This is a genomic window from Microbacterium sp. ZXT2-5, from assembly GCF_055329545.1.
In genome coordinates, this window is the sequence record NZ_JBUZWD010000001.1 from 2,331,286 (window position 1) to 2,356,591 (window position 25,306).

Consider the following 25,306-nt stretch of genomic DNA (forward strand, 5'->3'; position numbering starts at 1 on the left):
TCAACGATAAGACGTCGCGACCCCGGAGCGGGAGTGCGCCGCTCGCGTGTTCACACCGCGGTGAGCACGACGGTGGACAGATCGGACCCGAACGTGAAGCGGGCGTCGACGGTGCCGCCGCGCAGCACGCCGGGCAGCCATCGCGAGGCGTCGTCCCACATCCGCGGGTACGGCACCGCGTCCAGCGCGTACCAGCGAGGCGTGATCTCCGCCGTCTCGACGGGCTCGCCCTGGAACCTGCGGCACACGAAGACCGTGGACCGCTGCGACCAGGCGGGCCGCGTGGGGAAGTGGTAGTCGATCGTGCCCGCGAGATGCAGAGCGGATGCCTCGATCCGCACGCCGATCTCCTCCTCGACCTCGCGCACCGCGGCCTCCTCGGCCGATTCTCCGTGGTCGAGCTTGCCGCCGATCCCGACGACCTTCCCCTGGCCGAGACCGGTCCGCTTGTCGCCGAGCAGCACCTCCGTGCCCCCAGGCCCGCGCCGCAGCAGATAGACGACGCAGACCTCGGGCAAGGACATGCGTCGAGGGTACGCCCGGCGCCCGGCGCGGACCGTGCGGGCCCGCGCGATCCCCGGATGCCCGGCCTGCCTCACCGGCGATGTCGGCAGGCGAACGTACCGTGTGGGCATGCGCATCCTGCACACCTCGGACTGGCACATCGGGCGGTCGTTCCACGGCCACTCGACGCTCGACGCGCTGCGCGGCGTGCTCGAAGCGCTGGTCGGGCAGGTGCGCGAGCATGCCGTCGACGCCGTGATCGTCGCGGGGGACGTGTTCGACTCGGCCGCACCCGCTGCCCCGGCCTACACCCTTCTGACCGACACGCTGCGCGCGATCGCGGACGCGGGAGCGACGGTCGTCGTCACCAGCGGCAACCACGACTCCGCCGCTCGGCTGGGGTTCCAGTCGGCGCTGCTGCGCGACGGCATCCACGTCGTCACCGATCCGGCCGCCGTCGGCACGCCGGTGACGGTGAGCGACGAGCACGGCCCCGTCCACATCTACGGCATCCCCTACCTCGAGCCCGTGCTCCTGCGCACCGTATGGCCGGGGGTGCGCACCCAGGCCGACGTGGTCACCCGCGCGATGGACCTGGTGCGCGCCGATGCCCGCGGCCGGGGCGGCCGGTCGGTCGCCGTCGCACACTGCTTCGCGGCGGGGGTCGCGCCGACGCCCCACCTGGAGCGCGACATCCAGCAGGGCGGTCTCGACGTGGTCCCGCTGTCGGCCTTCGACGGTGTCGACTACATGGCGCTCGGTCACATCCACGGTCGCCAGCAGCTCGCGCGCGGCGTGCGCTACGCCGGCGCGCCGCTGCACTACAGCTTCGACGAGGGCGACAAGCCCCGCGGGTGCTGGCTCGTCGAGCTCGACGCCGACGGACTCGCCGACGTCCAGTGGCTCCCCCTCCCGGTGCCGCGGGCCCTCGCGACCGTCAGCGCCACACTCGACGAGCTCCTCGCCGACGAGCGGTTCGCAGCGCACGCCGGCCACTGGGTCCGTGCCGAGTACACCGACGCCCTCCCGCAGCGCGACCCCATGCGCCGCCTGCTCGCGCGCTTCCCCTTCTGCGCCGAGGTCCGGCACGCCCCCGCGGCGCCCCGGCCCGGCGAGGTCCGCACGTATGCGCAGCGGGTGCGCGCCGCACGCAACGACGCCGAACTCGTCGACGCGTTCCTCGCGCACGTGCGCGAGGGCGAGGGGGCGTCCGCGCGCGAGGCCGACCTCGTGAGGGACCTCCTCGAGGAGCGCACGCGGGTGGAGGCCGGCGCATGAGGCTGCATCGCCTCGAGCTCACCGGGTTCGGGCCGTTCCGCGAGCGTCAGAGCGTCGACTTCGACGCGTTCGATCGTGACGGCATCTTCCTCATCGCCGGGCGCACGGGGGCCGGCAAGTCGAGCATCCTCGACGGCGTCTGCTTCGCCCTGTACGGGAGCGTGCCGCGCTACGAGTCCGGCGACAAGCGGCTGCGCAGCGACCACTGCGAGCCCGACGACCCCACCGAGGTGCGGCTCGAGTTCACCGTCGGAGAGCGGCGGTGGCGCGTCACCCGCGCTCCCGAGTACCAGCGGCCGTCGCGCCGGGGCGGCGGCCTCACGGCGGAGCCGACCCGGGCAGAGCTCGAGGAGCTCGTGGACGGCACCTGGATCGGCCGGGCGGCCAGGCCGCGCGACGTCGGCCTGCTGCTGGACGAGGTGCTCGGGCTCAGCGCTCAGCAGTTCCAGCAGGTCATCCTGCTCGCCCAGAACCGGTTCTCGCGCTTCCTCCTCGCGTCCGGCGCGGAGCGGCAGTCGCTGCTGCGCGCGCTCTTCGGCTCGCGCCGCTACGAGGAGTACGCCCGCGAGCTCGGGGAACGCAGCAAGGCCGCGCAGCGCGAGGTCGATGCGCTCGCCGAGCGGGCGCGGACGCTGCTCGCCCAGGCCGAGCGGCTCATCGCGGCGCAGGCCGACGACCCCGAGCACACCGAGGGCGCCGATGCCGGCCCTGACGTCGCCGCGACGCCGGACCTCGGCGCCCGCCGCGACGCCGTCGAGCTCGGCCGGCAGCGTGCGGCGTACCGCCTCGACACGCTCACCCACGAGCGGACGGCCGCCGACGCCGCGCGCTCGGCGGCCGAGGCCGCGCACGCGGAGCTCGTCGCGCTGTCGAAGGCGCAGGCCGAGCTGGCGCGCGCGCGCGAGCGGCTGGCGACGCTGGAGGCCGACGGCAGCCGGATCGCGTCCGACCGCGACCGGCTCGATCGTGCCCGGTCGGCCGAGTCGCTCCGCGCGCCGCTCGAGGCCGCAGAGCGGGCCGAGCGCACCGCCGCGGCGACCGCGGCGGCGGCGGCCGAGGCCGACACGGCGTGGCTGCGCATCGCCGAGCGCGTCGGCGAGGACGCCGCGGCCGACCTCGAGGCCGTCGTCGAGCGCGTCACCGGCGAGCTCGCCGTATGGACGGCGGCGCTGGCGCACGAGACCGCGCTCGCCGACGAGCAGGCGCAGCTGGCGGCCGCCGAGGCCGAGACGTCGCGGCTCGAGGGCGACGTCGCCGCGCTCGACGCGCAGCGGGCCCAGGTGCCGGCGGAACTCGCGCGGCTCGAGAGCGAGCTCGAGCCGCTGCGCGAGCGCGCCGCTCGCCGTGATCCCGCCCGCACCCGCCACGACGAGCTGGTGCAGCGCCTGGCCGCCGCGGAGGAGGCCGAGCGCCTCGCCGTCGTCCGGCGCGACAGCGAGGCGGCGCACCGCGACCAGGCCGCCGCGGCCGCGGCGGCTGCCGCGCGCGTCGCCGCGCTGCTGCAGAGCCGCCTGGACGGCTACGCCGGCGAGCTCGCGGCGGTCCTCGTCGACGGGGAGCCGTGCGCCGTGTGCGGGGCGACCTCCCACCCGGCACTGGCCGGTCCCGCCGACGAGCCCGTCACCGACGAGATGGTCGCCGAGGCCGAGCGTGAGCGCGACGCGGCGCTCGCACGCGAGCGGTCCGCGTCGGAGGCCGCGCGCACCGCGCGCGAGCGCCACGGCGACGCTGCGGCCCGCGCCGGCGGCGAGGGCGTCCAGATGCTGCGCGATGCGCTCCACAAGGCGGCCGATGAGCTGGCCGCGGCCGAGCGCGCGGTGCAGCGCCGCGACGAGGTGATGACGCAGCACGCCCAGCTGGCGGCACTGGACGCCGAGGCCGAGGCATCCCGTGCCGCGCTGGCCGACCTGCTCGCGGCCGCCCGGACGCGCGCGGCCGCGCTCGCCGCGACGGTCGAGGCCACCCGGCGGGCCGTCGACGACGCCCGCGGCGACCACGTCAGCGTGGCCGACCGCGTCGCCGAGGCGAAGAGAGTCCGGGATGCCGCCCGGCGCGCGCACGACGCGCAGGCCGAGGCCGCCCGCGCGGCCGCGTCGGCGGCGGAGAGCCTCGCCGATGCCGACGACAGGATCGGCACCTCCGCGTTCGCCGACGCCGAGGAGGCGAGGCGGGCACTGCTGGAGCCGCGCGAGGCCGAAGCGCTGGCGGAGCGCATCGCGACGCACGACGCGCAGCTCGCGGCGACCCGCGCCCGGCTGCTCGACCTCGAGCTGGAGCTCGCGGGCGCCCCCGAGGGGCCTGCCGACACCGTCGGCTCGAAGGCCGCGCTGGACGCCGCGGACGCGGCGCGCACGGCGGCGCTGCGGGCCGAACGCGATGCTCATGCGCTCGTCGAGGCGCTGCGCGACCTCGCGCTGCAGATCGACGACTCGTACGCGGGGATCGCCGCGAAGGCCGCCGATGCGGAGGCCGTCACACGGCTGGCCGACACGGTCGCCGGTCGGGCACCCAACACGATGAAGATGGACCTCGAGACGTTCGTCCTCGCCGCCGAGCTGGAAGAGATCGTCACCGCCGCCAACGTGCGCCTCGCCGACATGTCCTCCGGGCGCTACCGCCTGCAGCACACCGACGCGCGCGCGGCCAGAGGTGCGGCGTCGGGCCTCGGCCTGGAGGTCATGGACGCCTACACGGGGCAGGCGCGTCCCGCCCAGTCCCTCTCCGGCGGCGAGACGTTCCTGGCATCCCTCGCTCTCGCGCTGGGGCTCGCCGAGGTGGTGACGGCGCGTGCGGGCGGCATCCGTCTCGACACGCTCTTCGTCGACGAGGGGTTCGGGTCGCTCGACGAGGAGACCCTGGATCTCGCCATGCGCACCCTCGATGAGCTGCGCCAGGGCGGTCGTACGGTCGGCGTCATCAGCCACGTCGCCGCGATGAAGGAGCAGTTGCCCGCACAGCTCGCGGTCGAGGCGACGCCGGAAGGGCCGAGCGTCATCACGCAGGACGCGGTCGCGTCCGTCTGACGGCTCGGGCAGGGGGCGTCCGCTTCGCCCTGTCGCAGACCCGGGCCGAGGAGTATCGTTCGCGGCAGTGACCCGACGCCGTCGGATTCCTGGGGGAATCCGCGATCCGGTTCGACCCGCCGGCATCCCGCCGCGGCGCCGTGCCGCACCCATCCGTCACGTCGACGTACGGAGGAATCATGCGTTCCAGCACCCGGGCGCGCCGCGCCGTCGCCGCGTTCGCGGCATCCGCGCTCCTGCTCGCCGGCACGCTCGCCTCGGCCCCCGCCGCCGGCGCCGCGCCCGCCACCGCCCAGATCGTCCGCATGGCGGCGCTGGGCGACTCGATCTCGCAGGCCGCGATGACGTGCTCGAGCCTCACGTCGTGCCCCGCGAACAGCTGGTCGACCGGCTCCAGCACAACGGTGAACTCCCACTTCCTCCGGCTTCGCGCGCTCGGCGCGACCGGGCTCGCCGCGTACAACCTCTCGACCTCCGGGGCCGCCTCCGCGTCGCTCCCGGCCCAGGCCCACGCGGCCGCCACCCAGACGGTGCAGTACGTGACCATCGAGGTCGGCGCGAACGACGCGTGCACCCGGACGGTCGGCGCGATGACGCCCACGGCCGCCTTCGCGGCGAACGTCACCGCGGCGCTGACCACCTTGGCGGCGAGCCCTGGGTCGCCGGAGATCTTCGTCGCGAGCATTCCCAGCCTGCAGCGGCTGTACGAGCTCAACAGATCGAGCCTCTCGGCGCGGCTCGCGTGGGGCCTGCTGCAGACGTGCCGATCGATGCTGGCCAACCCGTCCAGCACCGCGGCCGCCGACGTGCAGCGCCGGGCCGCGGTGCAGCAGCGGGTGAACGAATACAACCAGGCGCTCTCGGACGCGTGCGCGGCGACGGCGAAGTGCCGGTTCGACGGATTCGCCGTGGCGGACTACGCGTTCGCCCGGTCCGACCTCTCCACGCGCGACTACTTCCACCCGTCCCTGTCGGGCCAGGCGAATCTCGCCGCGATCACCTGGCCGAAGACGCAGTGGATGGTGCCCTGAGTCCGTCGTTGATCGACGGCTCCGACTCGGCGTCTGATGCCGCGTGCAGGGCGGCTCAGACGCCGTAGTCGGCGCGGATGCGCTCACGGAGCTGGTGGCTGCACGCGGCGACCGCGGCGTGCCAGTCGGTGATGGCGCCGTCCTGGGCGCGGTCGGACACCGCCTTCAGCACGCGGATCGGCACCTCGAACCGCTGCGCCACCCAGATGTACGCGTACGTCTCCATGTCCACCAGGCCCGCGCCCAGCGGGCGGATCACCTCGACGGCCTCAGCGTCGTCCACGAAGTGATCGCCGGTCGCGATGGTGACGCCCTCGGCGCCCAGCTCCACCAGCGAAGGCAGCGACACGTGCTGGCCGACGATCCCGTCGATGTCGGTGACGTCGTGCTGCAGCGCCGCGGCGATCTCGTAGACGGATGCCTCGAGCCGCGCGTCGATGGCGCCCGCGGTGCCGACCACCACGACCTCGTCATAGGCCGTCGCATCGAGCGCGCGCGTCAGGGCGTAGGTCGCCTGGAGCTTGCCGGGACCGGTGACGAGCCGGTGGAATCCGGGGAGGTCGTCGGGGAACGCGACGAGTTCGGAGGAAAGGGCGGCGACGAGGAGTCTCACCCCTCCATCATCTCCCGCTTCCCGTCCTGCAAGCCCCCGGGACCCGACCCGATCGACCCGAGCCGGGGCGGGAGGGGGTTAGCCTGGGCACGATGCCTGGGCAAGAGTCGCGACCGCTGAAGTCCTCGAGCACAGTCTCGGAGACGGCGAGCACGGACTCGCCCGGTGCCGGCCGTCCTGCGCCGGCCCGGCCCGCGCCGGCCCACACCGCGGTGATCCCGCTCTCCGCCGGGGCACGGTGGCGGGCGTTCTGGGTCTGCGTGTCGGTCGCGGCGATCACGATCCTCGACATGACGAAGGTCAACGTCGCGCTGCCCTCCATCGGGGAGGTGCTCGACGCCGGATCGACCGAGCTGCAGCTCATCGTGTCGGGCTTCGTGCTGACGTTCGGACTGGTGCTCGTCCCGATGGGGCGCCTCGGCGACCAGCGCTCGCGGCGCACCCTCTTCGTCGTCGGCCTCTCGCTGTACACCGCGTCGAGCGTGCTGTGCGCGCTCGCGCCGACGGCCGAGGTGCTGCTCGTCGCGCGGCTGCTGCAGGGCGTGGCCGCCGGCATCCAGATGCCGCAGGTGCTCGGCATGGCGCAGGAGCTCTTCCAGGGCAAGGAGCGCGCCCGCGCGTTCGGCCTCTTCGGGGCCACGATCGGGCTGGCGACGGCGTTCGGCCCGACGCTGGGCGGTCTGCTCATCGCGCTGGGCGGCCCGACCGACGGCTGGCGGCTGATCTTCTGGATGAACGTGCCGCTGTGCCTGGCCGCGATCGGTCTCGCCCTGTGGCTGCTCCCCGAGACGCGCACCCCGTCGCAGCGCCCCGTACAGCTCGACCCCATCGGCGTGCTGCTGTTCGGCGCGAGCATCGTGTCGCTGATGTGGCCCTTCCTGTTCACCACGGGGGCGCCGACCGACGACCCGGCGCGGTGGTGGCTGCTCGTCGGCTTCGCGCTGTTCGCCTCGGCGTTCATCGCGTGGGAGCGCCGCTACGCCGCCCGCGGTCGGAACCCCCTCATCCCGCTCGGTCTGTTCCGCATCGCGTCGTACCGCAACGGCACGCTTCTGCAGACCGCCTACTTCACCGCGCTGCCCGCGCTGTTCCTGCTCACCACGCTCTACCTCCAGATCGGCCTCGGCCTCGAGCCGGTGTTCGCCGGGATGGTGTCGATCGGCTTCGCGCTGGCCAGCGCCGCCACCTCGTGGATCGGCGGCAACCTCGTCAGCGCCCACGGTCGCGTCGTCGTGGTGTGGGGGCTGGTCGGCGTCCTGCTGTGCGCCGGGGGCCTCGTGCTCATCGCCCTGTACAGCGATCCGGCGTGGACGCCCTACCTCGCGGCGGCCATGATGACCGTCGGCGGGGCAGGCGGGGGTCTGGTCATCGCGCCGAACCAGGCGCTCACCCTCGCGGACATCCCGGTCAAACGGGGCGGGCTCGCAGGCTCGGTCGGCCAGCTGGGGCAGCGCATCGGCGCCGCGGTGGGCACCGCGGTGGGGCTGTCGCTGTTCTACTCCGCGATCTACCGCGAGACGGGCACCGCCGACGAGCTCGTGGTGTACCACGACGCCTACGCATTCGGGATGCTGTCGGTGGGCGTCTTCCTCGGGATCGCGTTCCTCGTCGCGATCGTCGATCTGACGGCGCGGCGCAGCCGGGCCGCCGACCGCAGCGGCGGCGGCGGCGACCCTGTGCCCTGACCACCGCACGCCCGCCGCGTCACCGCCGCAGCGAGACCGGCCCGAGGACGGGCCGCCGGCGGTCGCGCGTCCACCGTGCTCGTGTCCGCCGGAACTCCTCCCGGCCGGTGAAGCGATAGCGGTAGGAGACCGCCCGCACCCACCGCGGCCGCTCGCCCGCGAACGGGTCGTGCGCGAGAAGGCGCAGGGTCGGGGCATCCGCTTCCAGCAATCGCACCAGGAACGCCGTGAACCAGTCATCCAGCGACCGTCCGAGCGGAAGGAACCACATCAGCCAGTCCAGGCGCAGGTGGTACGGCGCGTACTGGCGGGGGATCCGGCGGACGTCTCCGGGCTTGCCCTTGAAGCCGTACTCGTGCCACGTCGCGACATCCGGGTCGTCGTCCATCGTGCCCTCCACGACGATCTCGATGCGCTCCTTCGTCACCGTCCCGAAGGCGCCGTACGCGTTGGCGAGCTGCCAGCGGTTGAACGACGCGTTCATCAGCTGCCGTCGTGCGAAGAGGTTCCGAAGCGGCCACCAGCTGAGCACCGCGTAGAGCACGCCGACCGCGCCGGTGACGACGACCCAGTACAGCGGCATCCCGTCGAGGATCCAGGGCGGGTCGGATGCCGCAGGGCGGGCGTCGCTCCCGATCCCCGGCAGCCCGATCGCCGAGAACGCGATCACGATCGTCATCCAGTTGAGCCAGGCGAAGTTGCCCGTGACGACCAGCCACGCCTGCGTCGCGATCACGACGGCGGCCGCGACCGCGCCGATGACGGCCGGCACCGGGCCGGGCACGACGGTGCCGAGAAGCGGAGCGAACAGGAACCACGGCACGACGAGCTGTGCGAAGTGGTTCCCCACCACCTCGCCGCGGTGGAACCAGCGGGGGAGCAGGTGCGCCTGACGGCTCAGCGGGCCCGGCATCGGCTGCGTCTCGTGGTGGTACATCAGCGCCGTGAGGTCGCGCCACTCGCGGCCGCCGCGGATCTTGATCATGCCGGCGCCGAACTCGAGACGGAACACCAGCCACCAGAACAGGACGATCACCGCCGTCGGCGGGGGCTGGCCGTCCGAGCCGAGGAACGCCGCGAGGAACCCCGCTTCGAGCAGCAGCATCTCCCAGCCGAAGCCGTAGAAGGTCTGGCCGATGCTCGTGATCGACATGTATCCCAGCCACAGCGCGAGGAAGCACGCCATCGGCACCCACGGCGGGCCCAGCTGCGGGATGCCGGCCGCCAGCGCGGCCGCGACGACGATGCCGGCCGCGCAGAGCGCCACGAGCCGGCGATCGGTGTACCGCACGTACCGGAACAGCGTAGGGCGGAGCAGGCGCCCTGCCCGGGCCGACGAACTGGCCCAGTCCAGCAGCTCGGGCGCCGGGAGCAGCCCGCGCTCGCCGAGCAGCGGCCGGAACTGGTTCAGCGACGAGACGAAGGCGACGACGAAGAGCGCGGCGATCCCCCGCTGGAGCACCTGCCGCGCGAACTCGAAGTCGACCGCCGCGAAACCGTCCATAGGTGAGCTGTGCCCGCCGTCACGCCTCGGTCTCCGCCGCCCGCCCGCTCATGGTGCCATCCTGCGACACGGACCGGGCGCGCGGCAGGGGGTTGACGCGCGGACGCCCTCACGCGGACGGCGCCCCCTGCGCGACGCCCGCGTGGCGGTCTACCACCCCGCTCGGTGCTTCGCCAGGATGGAGGTGCGGACGGCCCGCGGGGATGGGGTGTGGATCATGGAATCGGTGCTTCTGGAGACTCCGACGGGGATCACGGCCCGGCTCGGCTGGGATCCCAAGCTGCCCGAGCATGACCGCAAACGCCTCCTCGCGAAGGAGCTCGTCGCGACGCGCCTCGGTGTCGAGCCGGAGAGCGTGCGCGTCGAGCGGGAGGCTCCCCGAACGTTCGGGTTCCACACCCAGCTCATCGCGGAGGTGGACGGCGCCGAGGTGCCCCTGAAGATCCGGAACGTCAGCTTCCGCGCCGCCACGGTCGTGGCCGTCAGCGACGCAGACACCGCCCTGGGGCTCGACCTGCGCGACGCACACCCGGACGACGCGGAGCTGCACCTGATGAAGCGGCACTCGCACCTGTTCGAAGAGGACGACCTGCGCAAGCTCCTCGCCCACTGGACGCGGGTCCAGGCAGTGCGCGACGCGGACGGGCGCGGCGCGCGCGTCGCCGCGGACCACGTGCGCCTGGACAGCCCGCTCTCGAAGGGCTGGATCCCAGATCGCAAGGTCTTCTACCAGCTGGCCGACCTCTCGCGCGACAGCTGGATCATCACGCTCGCGTACACCCACGCTCCGGCGAGCTGATCCGCGGCATCCGTCGTCACTCCTCGACGAGTTCGGGAAGCGCCGCCTTCAGCTCCGCGAGCCAGGCGCGGGCATTGCCGTCGGACGGGGCCCGCCAGTCCCCGCGAGGAGACAGCGAGCCGGCCGGCGACACCTTCGGTCCGTTCGGGATCGCCGAGCGCTTGAACTGCGCGAAGGCGAAGTAGCGCTTCAGGAACACCTGCAGCCATTTCGCGACCGTGGGCAGGTCGTAGGCGTAGCGGTCTTCGTCGGGGAAGCCGGGCGGCCAGGCGCCGGCGTCCTTGTCGCCCCACGCGGCGGCCGCGAGGAACGCGATCTTCGACGGCCGGAACCCGAAGCGCAGCACGTGGTACAGCGCGAAGTCGTGGAGTGCGTACGGACCGATGCGATCCTCGGTGGACTGCATCCTGCCGTCCTGTCCGGCCGGGACGAGCTCGGGCGAGATCTCGGTGTCGAGGACCGACTGCAGCACCTCGCGCGCGCGATCGCTCAGATCGGCCGAGCCGCCCTCGTCGCCGCGGTGCGAGATCACCCAGCGGATCACGTGCTGGATGAGGGTCTTGGGCACGCCGGCGTTCACGGCGTAATGGCTCATGTGGTCGCCGACGCCGTAGGTCGCCCAGCCGAGGGCGAGCTCCGACAGGTCGGACGTGCCGATGACCATGCCGCCGTGGTGGTTCGCCAGCCGGAACAGGTAGTCGGTGCGAAGGCCCGCCTGCACGTTCTCGAAGGTGATGTCGTGCACCGGCTCGCCGTCGGCGAACGGGTGATCCAGTCGCTCGAGCATCTCGATCGCGAGCGGGCGGATGTCGATCGTCTCGATCGAGGCGCCCACCGCCTCGGCCAGCGCGATGGCGTTGGACTTGGTGTGCTCACTGGTGGCGAAGCCGGGCATCGTGTACGCCAGGATCTCGCTGCGCGGGCGGCCCATCACATCCATGGCGCGGGCAACCACGAGCAGCGCGTGCGTCGAGTCCAAGCCGCCCGAGACCCCGATGACGGGCTTGGGACCGCCGATCGCGCGCATGCGCTGAACCAGGCCGGACACCTGGATGTTGAAGGCCTCGTAGCAGTCCAGCGCGAGGCGCTCCGGGTCGTCGGGCACGAACGGGAAGCGGTCGAGCACGCGCCGCAGGCCGACGTCGGCCTGCGGCGGATCGAGCTCGAAGTGCACGGTGCGGAACGCGGCATCCGCCCCCGTCGTCCTGCGGTTGTCGTCGAAGGTGCCCTGTCGCAGCCGGTCCTGCCGCAGCCGGTCGAGGTCGACGTCGGCGACGGACTTGCGGGGACCGTCGGGGAAGCGCTCCGTCTCGGCGAGGAGGTTGCCGCCCTCGTAGATCATCGTCTGGCCGTCCCACGAGACGTCGTTCGTGGACTCGCCGTCGCCCGCGGCGGCGTACGCGTAGGCGGCCAGGCACCGCAGCGACTGCGACTTGCAGAGGTCCTTGCGGTCCTCGGCGCGCGCGATGGTGATGGGGCTGCCGCTGAGGTTGAGCAGCACGGTCGCGCCCGCGAGCGCCGCGGCCGAGGACGGCGGGATCGGGACCCAGACGTCCTCGCACACCTCCGCGTGCACCACGAGCCCCGGCACGTCGAGCGCCTCGAACAGCAGGTCCGGGCCGAACGGCGCCTCGAGAGCACCCACCCGGATGTCCTGCCCGCCCTGGTCGTCGCCGGCGGCGTACCAGCGCCGCTCGTAGAACTCGCGGTAGGTCGGCAGGTACGACTTGGGCGCGACGCCCAGCAGCTCGCCGCGGTGGATCACGACGGCGCAGTTGTACAGCCGGCTGCGATGGCGCAGCGGCGCGCCGACCACGAGCATCGGGAGCAGATCGACGGATGCCTCGACCAGCCGTTCGATCGCCGCCACGACGGCGTCGAGCACGGCGTCCTGCATGACGAGGTCCTCGATGCTGTAGCCGGTCAGGCAGAGCTCGGGGAAGACCGCGACGGCGACCCCCTCAGCGTCGCACTCCCTGGCCGATGCCAGCACCGCCTCGGCGTTGGACTGCGGATCGGCGATCGAGATCGGGATGGTGCAGGCCGCGACGCGGGCGAATCCGTGCCGGTACGCGCTCTCGAAGGGCAGGCTCATGCGCACCAGTCTGTCAGGTGCCCCCGCGGGCCGTCCGGGGTCGTGCCGGGGGTGTCGGATGCCGCGGCTAGGGTCGATGGGGAAGGGCGGGGCATGCGATACATCGAGGACGAAGGCCGGATCGTCTGGAGCGCGAGCGATCTCAAGGCCGCCGCGGAGTGCGAGTTCGCGTGGCTGCGGGCGATCGACGCGCGGCTCGGGCGTATCGCCGCCGTGGAAGAGCCCGAAGATCTGACGCTCGAGCGGGCCGGGCGCCTCGGCACGGTGCACGAGCAGCGCGTGCTCGCCGACTACGTCGGGCGCTACGGCGATCGGGTCGTCCAGATCCCCGAGACGCGCTCGTCCGACGCCGCCGCCCTCGCGGAGGCCGTCGCCCTGACCAACGCGGCACTGGACTCCGACGCCGAGGTGGTCTACCAGGCCGCCTTCGCCACCGACTCGTTCGTCGGCTTCGCCGACTTCCTCGTGCGCGACCCGTCGTCGGGCGCGGGGGCGACGAGGCCGTGGCTCGTGCAGGACACGAAGCTCGCGCGCCACGCGCGAGTGACCGCCCTCATGCAGTTGGCGGCATACGTCGACCAGCTCGACCGGCTCGCCGTTCCGCGCTCCGACCGGGTGCAGCTGCTGCTCGGCGACGGCAGCGTCAGCGAGCACGAGGTCGACGACCTGCTCCCGGTGTTCTCGCTGCGGCGCGAGCGTCTCGCGGCGCTCATCGCCGACCGCCGGCTCGACCTCGGGGCGGCGGGCGACCCGGTCCCGTGGGGAGACCCGCGGGGCGACCTCGCCGTCGTCGCCTGCGGGCGCTGCGCGACGTGCGACGCCGAGGTGGTGGCATCCCGCGATCTGCTCCTCGTGGCGGGGATGCGCCCGGTGCAGCGCGAGCGCCTTCGCGCCGCGGGGATCTCGACCATCGAGCAGCTCGCCCACGCAGTGGGTCCCGTCGGGATGAATCCGGACGTCTTCGCCTCCCTGCGCACGCAGGCGCGGCTGCAGCTCGAGAGCCCGGCCGGCACGCCGCCGCTCACACCGCCGAAGCCGGCCCGACAGCAGGCGCCGGCGGCCGAGAGCATCGTCGCGCCCGACGGCGGCGTCGCGGCGGAGGGGACGGTGACGCTGGCCGCGGTCCTCGAGGTGCCGGCTGCGGTGCCCGAGCCGCCGCCCGTCCCGGTGTTCGAGGTCGTGGCGCCCAAGGCGCTCGGGGCGCTGCCGCGTCCCGACCACGGCGACCTCTTCTTCGACTTCGAGGGCGATCCGCTGCACACCGAGCCGTCGCTGCCGGGGGAGCCCACGCAGTGGGGGATCGACTACCTGTTCGGATGGGTCGACAGCCGCGAGCAGTACACGGCGCTGTGGGCGCACTCGTTCGCCGACGAGAAGCGCGCTCTCGAGACGTTCCTCGACATCGTCAACCTGCGCCGGCAGCAGCACCCCGGCATGCACATCTACCACTACGCCCCCTACGAGCCCACGCACCTGCTGGCGATGGCCGCGCGGCACGGCGTGCGTGAGGCAGACGTCGACCGGCTCCTGCGCGACGGCGTGTTCGTCGACCTCTACCCGATCGTGCGCCGTGCGCTGCGGGTCGGATCGCGCTCGTACTCGATCAAGAAGCTCGAACCGCTCTACATGGGCGACGAGGTGCGCACGAGCGACGTCCAGAAGGGCGACGACTCGATCGTGCGGTACGTCCAGGCGCGGGCGCTGCAGGACGACGGCGACGACGCCGAGGCCCGGCTCGTGCTCGACGATCTCGCGGACTACAACCGCTACGACTGCGTGTCGACGCGCCGTCTGCGCGATTGGCTGGTCGACCGCGCCCGCGAGGCCGCCCTGGTGCCCTCGCCCAATCCCGAGCCCGATGAGCGCGCGTACGAGCCGTCGCCCCGGGCGACCACGCTCGAGGCCCTCGCGCACCGCCACCCGGAGGACTCGGTCCCCGCGCGATCGCTGCGCCTCGGGGCCGCCGCGATCGACTACTACCCCCGCGAGGCGAAGTCGTTCTGGGCGACGCACTTCCTCCGGCTGCGCGAGCCGGTGTCGCTCTGGGACGAGACGCGCGACGTCGTCACGATCGATCCCGCGCGCAGCCGCGTGCGCGAGGACTGGCACTTCGCCGAGAGCGGCCGCGGCGGGGAGCGCCGCATCGTCGAACTGCGCGGCGATCTCGCGCCGGGAACGCGGCTGAGCGAGGGCACGAACCCCTTCGCGCTGTACGAGCTGCCGGCGCCCTACCCGTTCGAGCCGTCGCCCCGGTGGATCCACTCGTACCGCTCGGTGACCGTCCTCGAGGTGCTCGACGACGGCGCGGTCGTCGAAGAGACGGCCGTCGACGGCGTGACCTGGACCGACCTGCCCCTGGCGCTGACCCCTCAGGCGCCGCCGGCGGCAGGAAACCAGCAGGCGGCGATCGACGCGTGGGCGGATGCCGTCATCGCCGCCGCACCGGAACTTCCCCCGGGCCCCGCCACCGACATCCTCTGCCGTCGTCCGCCGCGCACCCTGTCGGGCCTGCTGCCCGCGGCGGGCGGTGACATCGTCGACGCGATCACACGGGCGGTCCGCGACCTCGACCGCAGCTACCTCGCGGTGCAGGGACCCCCCGGCACCGGCAAGACCTACGTGGGGTCCCACGTGATCGCGCGCCTCGTCCGCGAGCACGGCTACCGGGTGGGCGTCGTCGCCCAGGGCCATGCGACGATCGAGCAGCTCCTCGACCGCGTGATCGCCGCGGGCGTCCCGGCCGTCCAGGTCGGCAAGGCGCCGAAGGACGCGTCGTCGGCCCACTCGTTCACGGTGCTCCCGAAGAACGGCGTCGCGGCGTTCACGGCCGAGCACGAGGCATCCGGATACGTGATCGGCGGCACGGCGTGGGACTTCAGCCACGAGGGGCGCGTGCCGCGCGGGAGCCTCGACCTGCTCGTCGTCGACGAAGCGGGGCAGTTCTCGCTCGCGTCCACCATCGCGGTGTCGCTGGCGGCCCCCCGCCTGCTGCTGCTGGGCGACCCCCAGCAGCTGCCGCAGGTGAGCCAGGGCACGCACCCCGCGCCCGTCGACACGTCGGCCCTGGGCTGGGTCATGGACGGCGCCGACGTCGTGCCGCCCGAGTACGGCTACTTCCTCGCTCAGACCCGGCGCATGCGGCCCGAGGTGGCCGCGCCCGTCTCGACGCTGTCGTACCGGGGCGAGCTCGAGGCGCACCCGTCGACCGCGCTGCGCCGCATCGACGGCATCCGTCCGGGCCTCGTTCCTGTTCCGCTGCGCCATCGAGGAAACGCCACGCAGTCCCTCGAGGAGGCCGCCGAGGTGGCTCGCCTCGTATCGGACCTGGTGGGCCGCGATTGGACGGACGCCGCGACCGCGGACGCCGACGGGACGTCGGTGGCCCTGCCGCCGCGCCCGCTCGAGCAGGGCGACATCATCGTGGTCACGCCGTACAACGCGCAGCAGGTCGCGGTCGAGGCCGCGCTCGCCGCCGCCGGCTTCCCCGACGTCCCCGTCGGCACGGTCGACAAGTTCCAGGGCAAGGAGGCAGCGGTCGCGATCGTGTCATTGGCCGCATCGAGCGGGCGGGACGCTCCGCGGGGCCTGGAGTTCCTGCTCCTGCGCAACCGCCTGAACGTCGCGATCTCGCGCGCCATGCACACCGCCTACGTCGTGTACTCGCCCGGGCTGCTGGACGACCTCCCGTACACGCCGGAGGCGGTGGCCCGTCTCAGCGGCTTCGCGCGACTGGTCGGCAGGGGCTGAGCGCCGCGTAGACTCGCGCACACGTCGCACAGACAGCACCGGCGCGTCCTGCCCCGGTCCCAACGCCGCGAGACCCGACGCCCGAAGAGGAGCCCGCATGGCCGACGACGCATCCCAGCAGTTCGAGATCGATCTCCCGCCGGAACTGATCGGCGGCGCCTACGCCGACTTCGCTAACGTGTGGCATACGCCCACGGTGTTCGTGATGGATTTCCTCACGCTCGCCCAGCCGCCGAGGGAGCAGGTGGACGCCGAGACCGGGCAGCGCCACACCGTCGTGCCCGCCCGCGTGGTGAGCCGGATCCGCATCCCGCCCGACCAGGTGTTCGAGCTCGCCAAGGCGCTGACCCAGCAGCTGGAGTTCTGGGAGCGCGAGACGGGCCGCCGCAACCCGCAGGAGCCGCTCGGAGACTGACGCACCGGGCCGGCGCGGTCACGCCTCCCGTAAGCAAACGGCTCGCCGATGTCAACCCCGTTGGGGGTCTTTCTCCCACGTGATTGGGTGGGGCATGCGTCGCATAGACGCAGAGGCGCGGCATCCGTTCGGCGAGGGGCGGATGCCGCGCCGTATTCGTGCGGTATCACCCCCGGCGCCCCCTCCTCCTCCACACCGAGGAGGACGACATGAGCACCATCGAGCACCGGCTCGCCGGGACCGGGTCGGCGACGGAGGACAGCCGGACGGATGCCGCAGCCCGGCGCCGCGGGCTGGTCTTCTGGATCGTCCGCTACCTCCCTGCCGAACTGGCGGGCACCGCCGCGATGGTGTTCGGCGGACTCCTCGCCGCCATGTGGACGGACGCCGCGCCCCTCATCGCGCTGGCCGCGCTCGGCGGCGAGATCCTCGGGTTCTACCTGGTGCTCGCCGTCACCATCTACAGCGAGCAGGCGCGGGTGTCGGCGACGCGGCGGCGTGCCGTGGCGCGCACCGCGATGCTGCTGCTCGCCGAGTTCGGTGCGGCGGAGCTGCTCGACACCTTCGTGATCCGTCCCGCCGCGCTCCTGCTCGGCGTGTGGCTGATCCCCGACCCGCTGTGGGGAATGCTCGCCGGCAAGATCGCCGCCGACGTCGTCTTCTACTCCATCGCCGCCGGCGCCTTCACCGTGACCGCCAGGTCCGGTCTGCGCGACGGCCGGCACGCGAGGGCGGTGGCGTCATGAACCTCGGCGCGCTGCGGCGCGAGCCGCGCACCACCCGCCCTTATGAGGACCGTCGCCGGGCCGAGGCATCCGCTCTCCTGTCCACCGTCGCTGCACGCGCCGCCATCGCCGTGCACGGCACTCCCGTGCTGCTGCTGGACCCGGCGCGCGTCGAGGCGCAGTACGGGCGTCTGCGCGCCGCGCTGCCGTTCGTCGGCTTCCACTACGCGGTGAAGGCCCTCGCGCACGAGGCGGTGCTCGACGTCCTCGACGGCGCCGGGTGCGGGTTCGATGTCGCGACCGGCGAGGAGCTGCGGCTGCTCACCCGACGCGGCGTAGAGGCGACGCGGATCATCCACACGCACCCGATCAAGAAGCCGGCCGAGATCGCCGAGGCGCTCGCAGCCGGCGTCCGCACGTTCGTGGTCGACAACGAGGCCGAGATCGCCAAGTTCCACGGCGCCCCGGCCGACACCCGGCTGCTGGTGCGCCTGGCCTACCGCAGCCCTCACGCCAAGAGCGACCTGTCCAGCAAGTTCGGCGTCGGGCCGTTCGAGGCCGCGCGGCTCGTCGAGAGCGCGCTGGCGTCGGGGGTGCGGGTCGCGGGCTTCAGCTATCACGTCGGCAGCCAGCTCGACGACCCGCCGCGCTTCGCCGCGGCGGCCGCCGACACCCTCGAGCTCATGGGGATCCTCGAGCGAAGACTGAACGTGCAGTTCGACACGCTCGACATCGGGGGCGGGCTGCCGGCGTCGTACGACAGCGAGGCGTCCGGGATCGACGAGGTCGCCGCCGCGCTGAGGCCGGTCCTCGCCCCGCACGCGCGGCGGCTCGACATCATCGCCGAACCGGGTCGCGTCATGGTGGCCGAGGCGATGAGCCTCATCACGAGCGTCGTGGGCGTCGCCGAGCGCGCCGACGGGCGGTGGTACTACCTCGACGACGGGCTCTACGGGTCGTACTCGAACGTGCTCACCGAGGACGTGCACCCGCTCGTCTTCGCGGAGCGCGATCTCGGCGGCGTCGGCCACGACGGCCGCCGCCGGATGCCGCAGGATCACCGGTGGGCCACCCTCGCCGGCCCCACGTGCGACTCGTCGGATGTCATCGCGCGCGAGGTGCTGCTGCCCGACCTGCAGCCGGGCGACCTCCTCGTCAGCCCGACGATGGGCGCGTACACCACCGTCACCGCGACGCGGTTCAACGGGCGCCCGTTCACGCCGGTCGCGGTCGTCGACGGCGGTGCGGTGACGGGCGCGACCGCCCTCCCGAGAGTCGAGCTGCGTGCGCCGGAGGGTCAGACGGTGCCGTAGAGGCGGTCGCCGGCGTCGCCGAGGCCGGGCACGATGTAGCCCTTCTCGTTGAGCCGCTCATCGAGGGCGCCGAGCACCAGGGTGACGTCGCGTCCGTCGACCTGCTTCTCGATCGCCGCGACGCCCTCGGGGGCGCCGAGGAGGCAGATCGCCGTGACGTCCTGTGCGCCGCGGCGGAACAGGAACTCGATCGCCGCGCCCAGGGAGCCCCCGGTCGCGAGCATGGGGTCGAGCACGAAGCACTGGCGGTCGCTGAGGTCGTCGGGCAGGCGCTCGGCGTACGTGGACGGCTCGAGGGTCTCCTCGTTGCGCACCATGCCGAGGAAGCCGACCTCGGCGGTCGGGATGAGCTTGACCATGCCCTCGAGCATCCCGAGCCCCGCACGCAGGATCGGCACGACGAGCGGACGCGGGTCGCCGATCTTGACGCCGGTGGTCGTGGTGACCGGCGTCTGGATCTCGATCTGCTCGACCCGCACGTTGCGGGTCGCTTCGTAGGCGAGCAGCGTCACGAGCTCCTCGGTGAGCTGACGGAACACCGGCGACGACGTGCGCTGGTCGCGCAGCACCGTGAGCTTGTGGGTGATGAGGGGGTGGTCGGCGACGTGCAGGCGCATACGCCCAAGGGTAGTGCGTCCCGCCGTGGGCGCCGGGCCGATGTGGGCCCGCGCGGCTACGCTCGTCGTGTGCACCCCGACACCGCCGATCTCGCGGCGATGCAGCGCGCCCTCGCGCTGGCCGCCCAGGCGGGGGAATCGGGCGACGTGCCGGTGGGGGCGGTGGTGACGGATGCCTCCGGCGCGGTCATCGCCGAGGGCCGCAACCTGCGCGAGCTCGACCACGACCCCACCGCGCACGCGGAGGTCGTCGCGCTGCGTGCAGCCGCCGCCGCGCGCGGATCCTGGAACCTCGAGGGCTGCACGCTCGTCGTGACGCTCGAGCCCTGCGTCATGTGCGCCGGCGCAGTGCTGCAGTCCCGCATCTCGCGACTGGTGTTCGGCGCGTGGGACGAGAAGGCCGGGGCGGCCGGGTCGATGTACGACGTGGTCCGCGACCGGCGCCTGCCCTACCGCGCGGAGGTCGTGGCGGGTGTGCGCGAGGACGAGGCATCCGCTCTCCTGCGCGCCTTCTTCGACGCGCGCCGCTAACGTCAGCGCGGAAGGTGCGGCAGCACCTCGCCGAGATACTCGACGTGCGAGACGTCCTGCAGGTCCATGAGCTGGAAGTACACGCGCTGGGCCCCCAGCGCCACGAGCCGCTCGACCTTCGCGACGATCTCGTCGCGGTCGCCGACGATGTTCACGTCGCCGCGCAGCTCGTCGACCGTCCGCTCGATACGAGCGGCGCGCCGGTCGAGGTCGGCGGTGGATGCCCCGGCGAGCGTGGGCAGCGCGACCGAGAGCTTCAGCGACGCGGGGTCGCGTCCGATCCGCTCGCACGCCGTGCGCACGCCGGCGAACTTCTCCGCCGACTCCGCCTCCGAGCGGAAGCCGATGTTGAACTCGGTTGCGAAGCGGGCTGCGAGCTCGGGGGTGCGCCGCGGGCCGCCGCCGCCCACGATCACCGGCACCCGCCGCTGGACCGGCTTCGGCAGCGCGGGGGCATCCGTCAGCCGGTAGTGCGCCCCGTCGAAGCTGTAGGTCTCGCCGACAGGGGTGGACCAGAGGCCGGTGACGAGCTCGAGCTGCTCCTCGAGGATGTCGAACCGCTTGGCGGGGAACGGGATGCCGTATGCCTCGTGCTCGCGGGCGAACCAGCCGGTGCCGAGGCCGAGCTCGGCGCGTCCGCCCGACATCGCGTCGACCTGCGCCACCTGGATCGCGAGCAGGCCGGGCACGCGGTAGGTCACCGACGAGACGAGCGTGCCGAGCCGGATGCGCGAGGTCTCGCGGGCGAGGCCGGCCAGCGTGGTCCACGCGTCGGTGGGACCGGGCAGTCCGTCGCCGTCTCCCATGTGGAGGTAGTGGTCGGAGCGGAAGAACCCGTCGAAACCGAGCCGCTCGGCCGCCTGCGCGAACGCGAGCTGGTCGTCGTAGCTCGCTCCCTGCTGGGGTTCGGTGAAGACGCAGTACTCGATCGGCATGGGTGCTCCTCGCATGGGGATGAAGGACGGGCGGCCCCGGGCGGCGTCGAGCCGCGCTGCGGCCGGGATGCCGGCCCGAGGGGGCGGCGGATCAGTCGGCGGACTTGATCACGAACTGGGACGTCGGCGGGGCCGCACTGTCATCGGGGCGGTAGATGTCGGGCTCGAAGTAGATCACGCGCGCCGTGGGCACGGCCGCCCGGACCCGCTGCTCGACCCGGTCGATGTGCGACGCGACCTGCGCCAGCGGCGCGTCCGAGGGGAAGCCGAGCTTCGCCGCCACCAGCAGCTCGTCGGGGCCGAGGTACAGGGTCTTGATGTGGATGATCCGCTGCACCTCGGGTCCGGCCTCGATGGCGTCGACGATGCGCCGGTGGTCGGCATCCGTCGCCCCTTCGCCGACCAGGAGGCTCTTCGTCTCGATGCCGAGAACGATCGCGATGAGGATCAGCAGCGTGCCGATCATGAGCGTGCCGATGGCGTCGAACACGGTGTTGCCGGTGATGACGGTGAGCCCCACGCCGAAGAGGGCGAACACCAGGCCGGTGAGCGCCCCGATGTCTTCGAGCAGCACGACGGGGAGCTCGGGCGCCTTCGCGTGGCGGACGAACGAGACCCACGACTGCCCCTCGGCGCGGACGTGGTTGCTCTCGACGATGGCCGTGCGCAGCGAGAACGACTCGAGCCCGATCGCGACGACGAGCACGACGATGGGCAGCCACCACCAGCGCTCGTCGAGGGCGTGCGGATGCCTCAGCTTGTCGACGCCCTCGTAGATGGCGAAGAGGCCGCCGACCGAGAACAGGATGATCGAGACGACGAACGCGTAGACGTAGCGCTCGCGGCCGTAGCCGAACGGATGCTCACGATCCGCGCGGCGCTTGGCCTGCCGGCCGCCGAGCAGGAGCAGCAGCTGGTTGCCCGAGTCGGCGACGGAGTGGATGGCCTCGGCGAGCATCGACGCGGAGCCCGAGAGGAACCACGCGATGAACTTCGCCACGGCGATGCCCATGTTCGCCAGGAATGCGGCCATGATGGCCTTGCCGCCGCCGGAAGCACTCATGCGACGAGTCTACGGACGCCGCACGACGCGCCCGGAACCCCTTGCGTCGCGCCGCGCTCCGTGTCAGGCGAGCCGAGGGGCTGCGTGGCCGGCGCCCTTCGTGTCAGTCGGACGAGCGCAGGATGATGGCCTCGGTCGGCGGGGCCGGGTCGCTCGGGTGCCCGACGTATCCGATCACCTCGAGCAGCGCGTGCCGGAACTGCCCCGGACGCTCGAGGTGCGGCGTGTGGCCGACGTCCTCGAGGTCGAGCTCGGTGACCTCCCCGCCGCCGTCGGCGTACCGCGCCAGCACGTCGCGGGTCTGCGACACCATCGGCTGCGGCGGTGCGATCTCGTCGCCCGGCCAGCCGGGGACGATCCCCAGCTTGCCCAGGTTGTTGTAGTCGTAGAACGACGAGTCCGACACGATCGGGTCGAGACGGCCATGGATCCACAGCACGGGCGGCTTCGGGTCGAGGTCGACGATCCCCGACACGTCGAAGTGGCCCGGCGTCATCGTGTTGAGCACGCCGATCCCGCCCGCGGCGAATCCGGGCCAGCTCTCGCTGGAGACCGAATCGCCCGGGTAGTTGCCGGTGGCGGTGGACGTGGTGAGCATCGACTCCACCCACACGTCCTCATGCTCGGTCGCAAAGCCCGGCGCGACGTATCCCGACCGGAACACGCTGCGCGGCGACGTCGGCGCCTCGTCGCCGGTGTCGTGATCGATCAGCCGCTGCACGAAGTCGGGGTTGACGGTGCCGCCGCCGCAGCCGGCGTCGTCGTCGGTCAGACGGCTGCCGTCCCGGCGCGTGCCGCCGAACCCGTAGGGCGAGATCGGCGCTTCCAGGGTGAGGCTCAGCACCGGGTGCTCGAGGGCGTACTGCATGATGACCCCGGCCCCCATCGACCAGCCCACGAAGTGCGCGGTCGGGATCTCCAGCTCCTCGAGCGTCGCACGGACGTCGTCGCTGAAATCGCGGACGCCGCGGGTCGCGTCGATCGGAGCGTGCTCGGTGCTGCCGTAGCCGCGGAGGTCGATCGCGACGGCGCGGAGATCGGTCGGCAGATCCAGCATGGTCTGCTGCCAGAACAGCGACGACGACACGTTTCCGTGGACGAAGACCACCGTCCGCTCGGGAGGCGTCGCAGGATCGTCGCCGGCGCGTTCGAGCACGTTGACGGTCAGATCGGGCGTCTCGACGCGGCGTGCGGTGATGCCGTCGAAGAGGGTCATGTCGGGTGCCTCCCACGTCCTGCGGGGGCCTCTGCGTCCCCGCACTCATGAGAATAGACCGGCCCGCGCCGCGCGCAATCGACTTCGGCGTGCGGATGCCACGACACGCGCCCGCCGGCGCACGAGCGCGTGTCGGGCTCACGCCATTCCGTCGCCGCCGGCACTCTGCCCGGTGTAGAACGCGAACGTGCTGTCGGCGGCGCGACGGGCCGTCTCGGGGTCCGCGCCGTCGGCGGCGTGCGCCGTGGCCCAGCCGTCCGCCGCCGCACGGTAGAACGCCTGCCCCTCGTCCGTGACCGCCCAGGCCTCCGCCTGCTCCGGGGTCGGGCCGTCGCCGGCTCCGGCCAGGTGCAGGGCCAGGCCCAGCATCCCGCCGTCCCAGCCGACGCCGGTCGCGCCGGGGCCGTACATCTCCCAGAACCCCTCGGGGACGTCCTCGGTGCGGGCGACATGCTCGAGCTCGAGGCGGGTGGCATCCGCCCCTTCCGCCGTCAGCCGCACCGTCAGCCACGTCACGCCGCCGCCGAACTCCCACGTCGCCTTGAAGTGTGCCCGGCCGCCCGAGGGCGGCGCGCACTCCTGCACGACGCCGCCGGCGTTCCCCTCGAGCTGGTACCGGCCCCCGAGCGCGAGGTCGCCCGAGATCGGGAGGAACCACCGGGCGATGCGGGGTGCCGTCGTGACCGCGTCCCACACGTCATCGATGGGGGAGGGGTACGTCTGCGCGAGCGTCTGCACCCGCGACGGGAACCCGTCGATCTCCTCGCTCGCGACCTCTCGCGTCACTGCGGCGACCTGCGCCTGTACGTCGACCATGTCAGTCCTCCTTCTCGTCTGTTCCTGACTCGTCTGTCTTCTCGGACTGCCCGGGTTCGGCATCCGGCTCCGCGGCGTCCGTCCCTGCGGCGGCGCGGCGCCGCTCTCTGCGACCACGCGCCAGTTCCGTCGCCAGCGCGTCCAGGTGCGGCTGCCAGAAGCGACGGAACGGGTCGAACCACGCCGCCGCGTCCTCCAGCGGCGCGGGGTCGATCGCATAGAGGCGCCGCGTGCCGTCGGGGCGGACGGTCGTGAATCCCGCCTCTCGCAGCACGCGGAGGTGCTGCGAGACGGCCGGCTGCGAGATGCCGAACTCGCGCTGGACCTCTTCGCCGATCCGGCCGGCGCTGAGTTCGCCCTCCGCGAGGAGTTCGAGGATGCGTCGGCGGACCGGATCGCCGAGGACGTCGAGCGCGTGCACGGCTCCATCATTGCGCGCGAACTTATATAAGTCAACAGTGATTATTTCGCACGGCGGGGCGGCCCGCGCTCGTAGGATGACGCCATGGCATCCGACACTCCGGCACTCCCTCCCATCGCGATCCTCGGCGCCGGCTCGATGGGCGGTGCCATCGCCCGCGGTCTCTCGCGCTCGGGGCTCGCCGGGGCGGGCGTCACCGCGACGAACCGCTCGCGCGCGAAGGCCGCCGAGCTGGACGGGCTCGAGGCGGTGACGAGCGTCGCGCTGGAGGATGACGCGACGGGGAACACGGATGCCGCGGCCGCCGCCGACGTCATCCTCGTGGGCGTGAAGCCGGCCATGGTGCCCGACCTGCTGCGTGAGATCGCGCCGGCCGTGCGCCCGGGGACGATCGTGGTGAGCCTCGCCGCCGGGGTCACCATCGAGACGTTCGAGCAGATCCTCGGCACCGGGATCGCGGTGCTGCGATCGATGCCGAACACCCCGGCGGTGGTCGGCCGCGCGGTGACGGGGCTCGCGGCGGGGCCCCGCGCGGACGCCGCCGCCCTCGACGTCGCACGCCGGCTGTTCGAGACCGTCGGAACCGTCGTCGAGGTCCCGGAGTCCCGGATCGACGCCCTGTCGACGATCTCGGGGTCGGGCCCGGCGTACTTCTTCCTGCTGGTGGAGGAGTTCACCAAGGCCGCGATCGGCAAGGGCTTCGCCGAGGCCGAAGCCCGGGTGATGGCGGAGCAGACCTTCATCGGTGCGGCTGCCCTGCTCGAGGCATCCGCCGACGATCCGGCCGAGCTGCGCCGGCGCGTGACGAGCCCCAAGGGCACGACCGAGCGCGCGATCGCCGTCCTGCAGGAGGCGCGCCTGGACGAGGTGTTCGCGGACGCGACCGATGCCGCACTCGCCCGCGCGAAGGAGCTCGCCGCCGGCGCGTGAGCGCGATGCCGAGAGGTCGCGCGGTTGAGTGCGGGACCGCCGTGG

At 72.9% G+C, this 25,306-nt stretch carries 21 protein-coding genes; 11 read left to right on the forward strand and 10 right to left on the reverse strand.

Annotated features, from left to right (window positions below):
- Positions 1 to 50 precede the first annotated feature (50 nt).
- A complete protein-coding gene (locus tag ACZBH1_RS10220; RefSeq protein WP_463646309.1) occupies positions 51 to 524 on the reverse strand; it encodes an 8-oxo-dGTP diphosphatase in 474 nt (157 codons plus the stop codon).
- A 109-nt stretch (positions 525 to 633) separates the two neighbouring features.
- Here ACZBH1_RS10220 and ACZBH1_RS10225 point away from each other — a divergent pair, with 109 nt between their 5' ends.
- The 3 genes from ACZBH1_RS10225 to ACZBH1_RS10235 all read left to right on the forward strand — a co-directional run bounded on the left by ACZBH1_RS10225 (position 634) and on the right by ACZBH1_RS10235 (position 5,836).
- The gene (locus ACZBH1_RS10225) at positions 634 to 1,782 is read left to right on the forward strand and encodes an exonuclease SbcCD subunit D (RefSeq protein WP_336394738.1); all 1,149 of its coding nucleotides are present in this window, start codon (positions 634 to 636) and stop codon (positions 1,780 to 1,782) included.
- Positions 1,779 to 4,805, forward strand: a complete 3,027-nt coding sequence (locus ACZBH1_RS10230; RefSeq protein WP_463646310.1) for an AAA family ATPase — start codon at positions 1,779 to 1,781, stop codon at positions 4,803 to 4,805. The genes ACZBH1_RS10225 and ACZBH1_RS10230 overlap by 4 nt, the downstream gene beginning before the upstream one ends.
- 179 nt (positions 4,806 to 4,984) lie before the next feature.
- Positions 4,985 to 5,836 carry a GDSL-type esterase/lipase family protein gene (locus ACZBH1_RS10235; protein WP_463646311.1) on the forward strand — a complete coding sequence of 284 codons (852 nt, stop codon included), beginning with the start codon at positions 4,985 to 4,987 and terminating at the stop codon, positions 5,834 to 5,836.
- 55 nt (positions 5,837 to 5,891) lie between these two features.
- Here the strand turns inward: ACZBH1_RS10235 and ACZBH1_RS10240 are convergent, their stop codons facing one another.
- Positions 5,892 to 6,449, reverse strand: coding sequence for a phosphorylase family protein (locus ACZBH1_RS10240; protein WP_336394741.1), 558 nt, complete (start codon positions 6,447 to 6,449; stop codon positions 5,892 to 5,894).
- 92 nt (positions 6,450 to 6,541) lie between these two features.
- Between ACZBH1_RS10240 and ACZBH1_RS10245 the strand changes: the two genes are divergently transcribed.
- Positions 6,542 to 8,134 (forward strand): MFS transporter, encoded by a 1,593-nt coding sequence (locus ACZBH1_RS10245; RefSeq protein WP_463646312.1) that lies wholly within the window; start codon positions 6,542 to 6,544, stop codon positions 8,132 to 8,134.
- Between the two features lie 19 nt (positions 8,135 to 8,153).
- Here the strand turns inward: ACZBH1_RS10245 and ACZBH1_RS10250 are convergent, their stop codons facing one another.
- Positions 8,154 to 9,638 carry a lipase maturation factor family protein gene (locus tag ACZBH1_RS10250; RefSeq protein ID WP_463646313.1) on the reverse strand — a complete coding sequence of 495 codons (1,485 nt, stop codon included), beginning with the start codon at positions 9,636 to 9,638 and terminating at the stop codon, positions 8,154 to 8,156.
- Positions 9,639 to 9,855: 217 nt separating this feature from the next.
- Between ACZBH1_RS10250 and ACZBH1_RS10255 the strand changes: the two genes are divergently transcribed.
- Positions 9,856 to 10,437: a hypothetical protein gene (locus tag ACZBH1_RS10255; RefSeq protein WP_336394744.1), complete on the forward strand. Its 582-nt coding sequence runs from the start codon at positions 9,856 to 9,858 to the stop codon at positions 10,435 to 10,437.
- Between the two features lie 16 nt (positions 10,438 to 10,453).
- On the opposite strand, the gene ACZBH1_RS10260 is transcribed toward ACZBH1_RS10255, so the two are convergent.
- Complete coding sequence (locus ACZBH1_RS10260) at positions 10,454 to 12,532, reverse strand: NAD(+) synthase (RefSeq protein ID WP_463646314.1); 2,079 nt, start codon at positions 12,530 to 12,532, stop codon at positions 10,454 to 10,456.
- A 93-nt stretch (positions 12,533 to 12,625) separates the two neighbouring features.
- Here ACZBH1_RS10260 and ACZBH1_RS10265 point away from each other — a divergent pair, with 93 nt between their 5' ends.
- The 4 genes from ACZBH1_RS10265 to ACZBH1_RS10280 all read left to right on the forward strand — a co-directional run bounded on the left by ACZBH1_RS10265 (position 12,626) and on the right by ACZBH1_RS10280 (position 18,732).
- Positions 12,626 to 16,279, forward strand: a complete 3,654-nt coding sequence (locus ACZBH1_RS10265; protein WP_463646315.1) for a TM0106 family RecB-like putative nuclease — start codon at positions 12,626 to 12,628, stop codon at positions 16,277 to 16,279.
- A gap of 97 nt (positions 16,280 to 16,376) precedes the next feature.
- Positions 16,377 to 16,694, forward strand: a complete 318-nt coding sequence (locus tag ACZBH1_RS10270; RefSeq protein ID WP_336394747.1) for a DUF3467 domain-containing protein — start codon at positions 16,377 to 16,379, stop codon at positions 16,692 to 16,694.
- A gap of 209 nt (positions 16,695 to 16,903) precedes the next feature.
- Positions 16,904 to 17,440, forward strand: coding sequence for a hypothetical protein (locus tag ACZBH1_RS10275; protein ID WP_336394748.1), 537 nt, complete (start codon positions 16,904 to 16,906; stop codon positions 17,438 to 17,440).
- Positions 17,437 to 18,732 carry a type III PLP-dependent enzyme gene (locus ACZBH1_RS10280; RefSeq protein ID WP_463646316.1) on the forward strand — a complete coding sequence of 432 codons (1,296 nt, stop codon included), beginning with the start codon at positions 17,437 to 17,439 and terminating at the stop codon, positions 18,730 to 18,732. The genes ACZBH1_RS10275 and ACZBH1_RS10280 overlap by 4 nt, the downstream gene beginning before the upstream one ends.
- On the opposite strand, the gene upp is transcribed toward ACZBH1_RS10280, so the two are convergent.
- Positions 18,717 to 19,349, reverse strand: coding sequence for a uracil phosphoribosyltransferase (gene upp, locus ACZBH1_RS10285; RefSeq protein WP_336394750.1), 633 nt, complete (start codon positions 19,347 to 19,349; stop codon positions 18,717 to 18,719). The two genes, ACZBH1_RS10280 and upp, sit on opposite strands and share 16 nt — an antisense overlap.
- A gap of 99 nt (positions 19,350 to 19,448) precedes the next feature.
- On the opposite strand from upp, the gene tadA reads away from it, so the two are divergent.
- Positions 19,449 to 19,880: a tRNA adenosine(34) deaminase TadA gene (tadA, locus tag ACZBH1_RS10290; protein ID WP_336395056.1), complete on the forward strand. Its 432-nt coding sequence runs from the start codon at positions 19,449 to 19,451 to the stop codon at positions 19,878 to 19,880.
- 2 nt (positions 19,881 to 19,882) lie between these two features.
- Here tadA and ACZBH1_RS10295 read toward each other — a convergent pair whose 3' ends face one another.
- From ACZBH1_RS10295 to ACZBH1_RS10315, 5 genes are all read right to left on the reverse strand, one after another.
- Positions 19,883 to 20,809, reverse strand: a complete 927-nt coding sequence (locus ACZBH1_RS10295) for an LLM class F420-dependent oxidoreductase (RefSeq protein WP_463646678.1) — start codon at positions 20,807 to 20,809, stop codon at positions 19,883 to 19,885.
- Between the two features lie 97 nt (positions 20,810 to 20,906).
- A complete protein-coding gene (locus ACZBH1_RS10300; RefSeq protein WP_336394751.1) occupies positions 20,907 to 21,878 on the reverse strand; it encodes a cation diffusion facilitator family transporter in 972 nt (323 codons plus the stop codon).
- Positions 21,879 to 21,981: 103 nt separating this feature from the next.
- A complete protein-coding gene (locus ACZBH1_RS10305; RefSeq protein ID WP_463646317.1) occupies positions 21,982 to 23,094 on the reverse strand; it encodes an alpha/beta hydrolase in 1,113 nt (370 codons plus the stop codon).
- 138 nt (positions 23,095 to 23,232) lie between these two features.
- Positions 23,233 to 23,910 (reverse strand): SRPBCC domain-containing protein, encoded by a 678-nt coding sequence (locus ACZBH1_RS10310; protein ID WP_463646318.1) that lies wholly within the window; start codon positions 23,908 to 23,910, stop codon positions 23,233 to 23,235.
- Between the two features lies 1 nt (position 23,911).
- A complete protein-coding gene (locus tag ACZBH1_RS10315) occupies positions 23,912 to 24,331 on the reverse strand; it encodes an ArsR/SmtB family transcription factor (RefSeq protein WP_463646319.1) in 420 nt (139 codons plus the stop codon).
- An 84-nt stretch (positions 24,332 to 24,415) separates the two neighbouring features.
- Here ACZBH1_RS10315 and proC point away from each other — a divergent pair, with 84 nt between their 5' ends.
- The gene (proC, locus tag ACZBH1_RS10320; RefSeq protein WP_336394755.1) at positions 24,416 to 25,261 is read left to right on the forward strand and encodes a pyrroline-5-carboxylate reductase; all 846 of its coding nucleotides are present in this window, start codon (positions 24,416 to 24,418) and stop codon (positions 25,259 to 25,261) included.
- Positions 25,262 to 25,306: the final 45 nt, after the last annotated feature.

Bases quoted from the DNA above. Each gene is read 5' to 3' on its own strand.
- ACZBH1_RS10220 (WP_463646309.1), bottom strand. From the start codon at position 524: ATGTCCTTGCCCGAGGTCTGCGTCGTCTATCTGCTGCGGCGCGGGCCT.
- ACZBH1_RS10225 (WP_336394738.1), top strand. From the start codon at position 634: ATGCGCATCCTGCACACCTCGGACTGGCACATCGGGCGGTCGTTCCAC.
- ACZBH1_RS10230 (WP_463646310.1), top strand. From the start codon at position 1,779: ATGAGGCTGCATCGCCTCGAGCTCACCGGGTTCGGGCCGTTCCGCGAG.
- ACZBH1_RS10235 (WP_463646311.1), top strand. From the start codon at position 4,985: ATGCGTTCCAGCACCCGGGCGCGCCGCGCCGTCGCCGCGTTCGCGGCA.
- ACZBH1_RS10245 (WP_463646312.1), top strand. From the start codon at position 6,542: ATGCCTGGGCAAGAGTCGCGACCGCTGAAGTCCTCGAGCACAGTCTCG.
- ACZBH1_RS10250 (WP_463646313.1), bottom strand. From the start codon at position 9,638: ATGGACGGTTTCGCGGCGGTCGACTTCGAGTTCGCGCGGCAGGTGCTC.
- ACZBH1_RS10255 (WP_336394744.1), top strand. From the start codon at position 9,856: ATGGAATCGGTGCTTCTGGAGACTCCGACGGGGATCACGGCCCGGCTC.
- ACZBH1_RS10260 (WP_463646314.1), bottom strand. From the start codon at position 12,532: ATGAGCCTGCCCTTCGAGAGCGCGTACCGGCACGGATTCGCCCGCGTC.
- ACZBH1_RS10265 (WP_463646315.1), top strand. From the start codon at position 12,626: ATGCGATACATCGAGGACGAAGGCCGGATCGTCTGGAGCGCGAGCGAT.
- ACZBH1_RS10270 (WP_336394747.1), top strand. From the start codon at position 16,377: ATGGCCGACGACGCATCCCAGCAGTTCGAGATCGATCTCCCGCCGGAA.
- ACZBH1_RS10275 (WP_336394748.1), top strand. From the start codon at position 16,904: ATGAGCACCATCGAGCACCGGCTCGCCGGGACCGGGTCGGCGACGGAG.
- ACZBH1_RS10280 (WP_463646316.1), top strand. From the start codon at position 17,437: ATGAACCTCGGCGCGCTGCGGCGCGAGCCGCGCACCACCCGCCCTTAT.
- upp (WP_336394750.1), bottom strand. From the start codon at position 19,349: ATGCGCCTGCACGTCGCCGACCACCCCCTCATCACCCACAAGCTCACG.
- tadA (WP_336395056.1), top strand. From the start codon at position 19,449: ATGCAGCGCGCCCTCGCGCTGGCCGCCCAGGCGGGGGAATCGGGCGAC.
- ACZBH1_RS10300 (WP_336394751.1), bottom strand. From the start codon at position 21,878: ATGAGTGCTTCCGGCGGCGGCAAGGCCATCATGGCCGCATTCCTGGCG.
- ACZBH1_RS10305 (WP_463646317.1), bottom strand. From the start codon at position 23,094: ATGACCCTCTTCGACGGCATCACCGCACGCCGCGTCGAGACGCCCGAT.
- ACZBH1_RS10310 (WP_463646318.1), bottom strand. From the start codon at position 23,910: ATGGTCGACGTACAGGCGCAGGTCGCCGCAGTGACGCGAGAGGTCGCG.
- proC (WP_336394755.1), top strand. From the start codon at position 24,416: ATGGCATCCGACACTCCGGCACTCCCTCCCATCGCGATCCTCGGCGCC.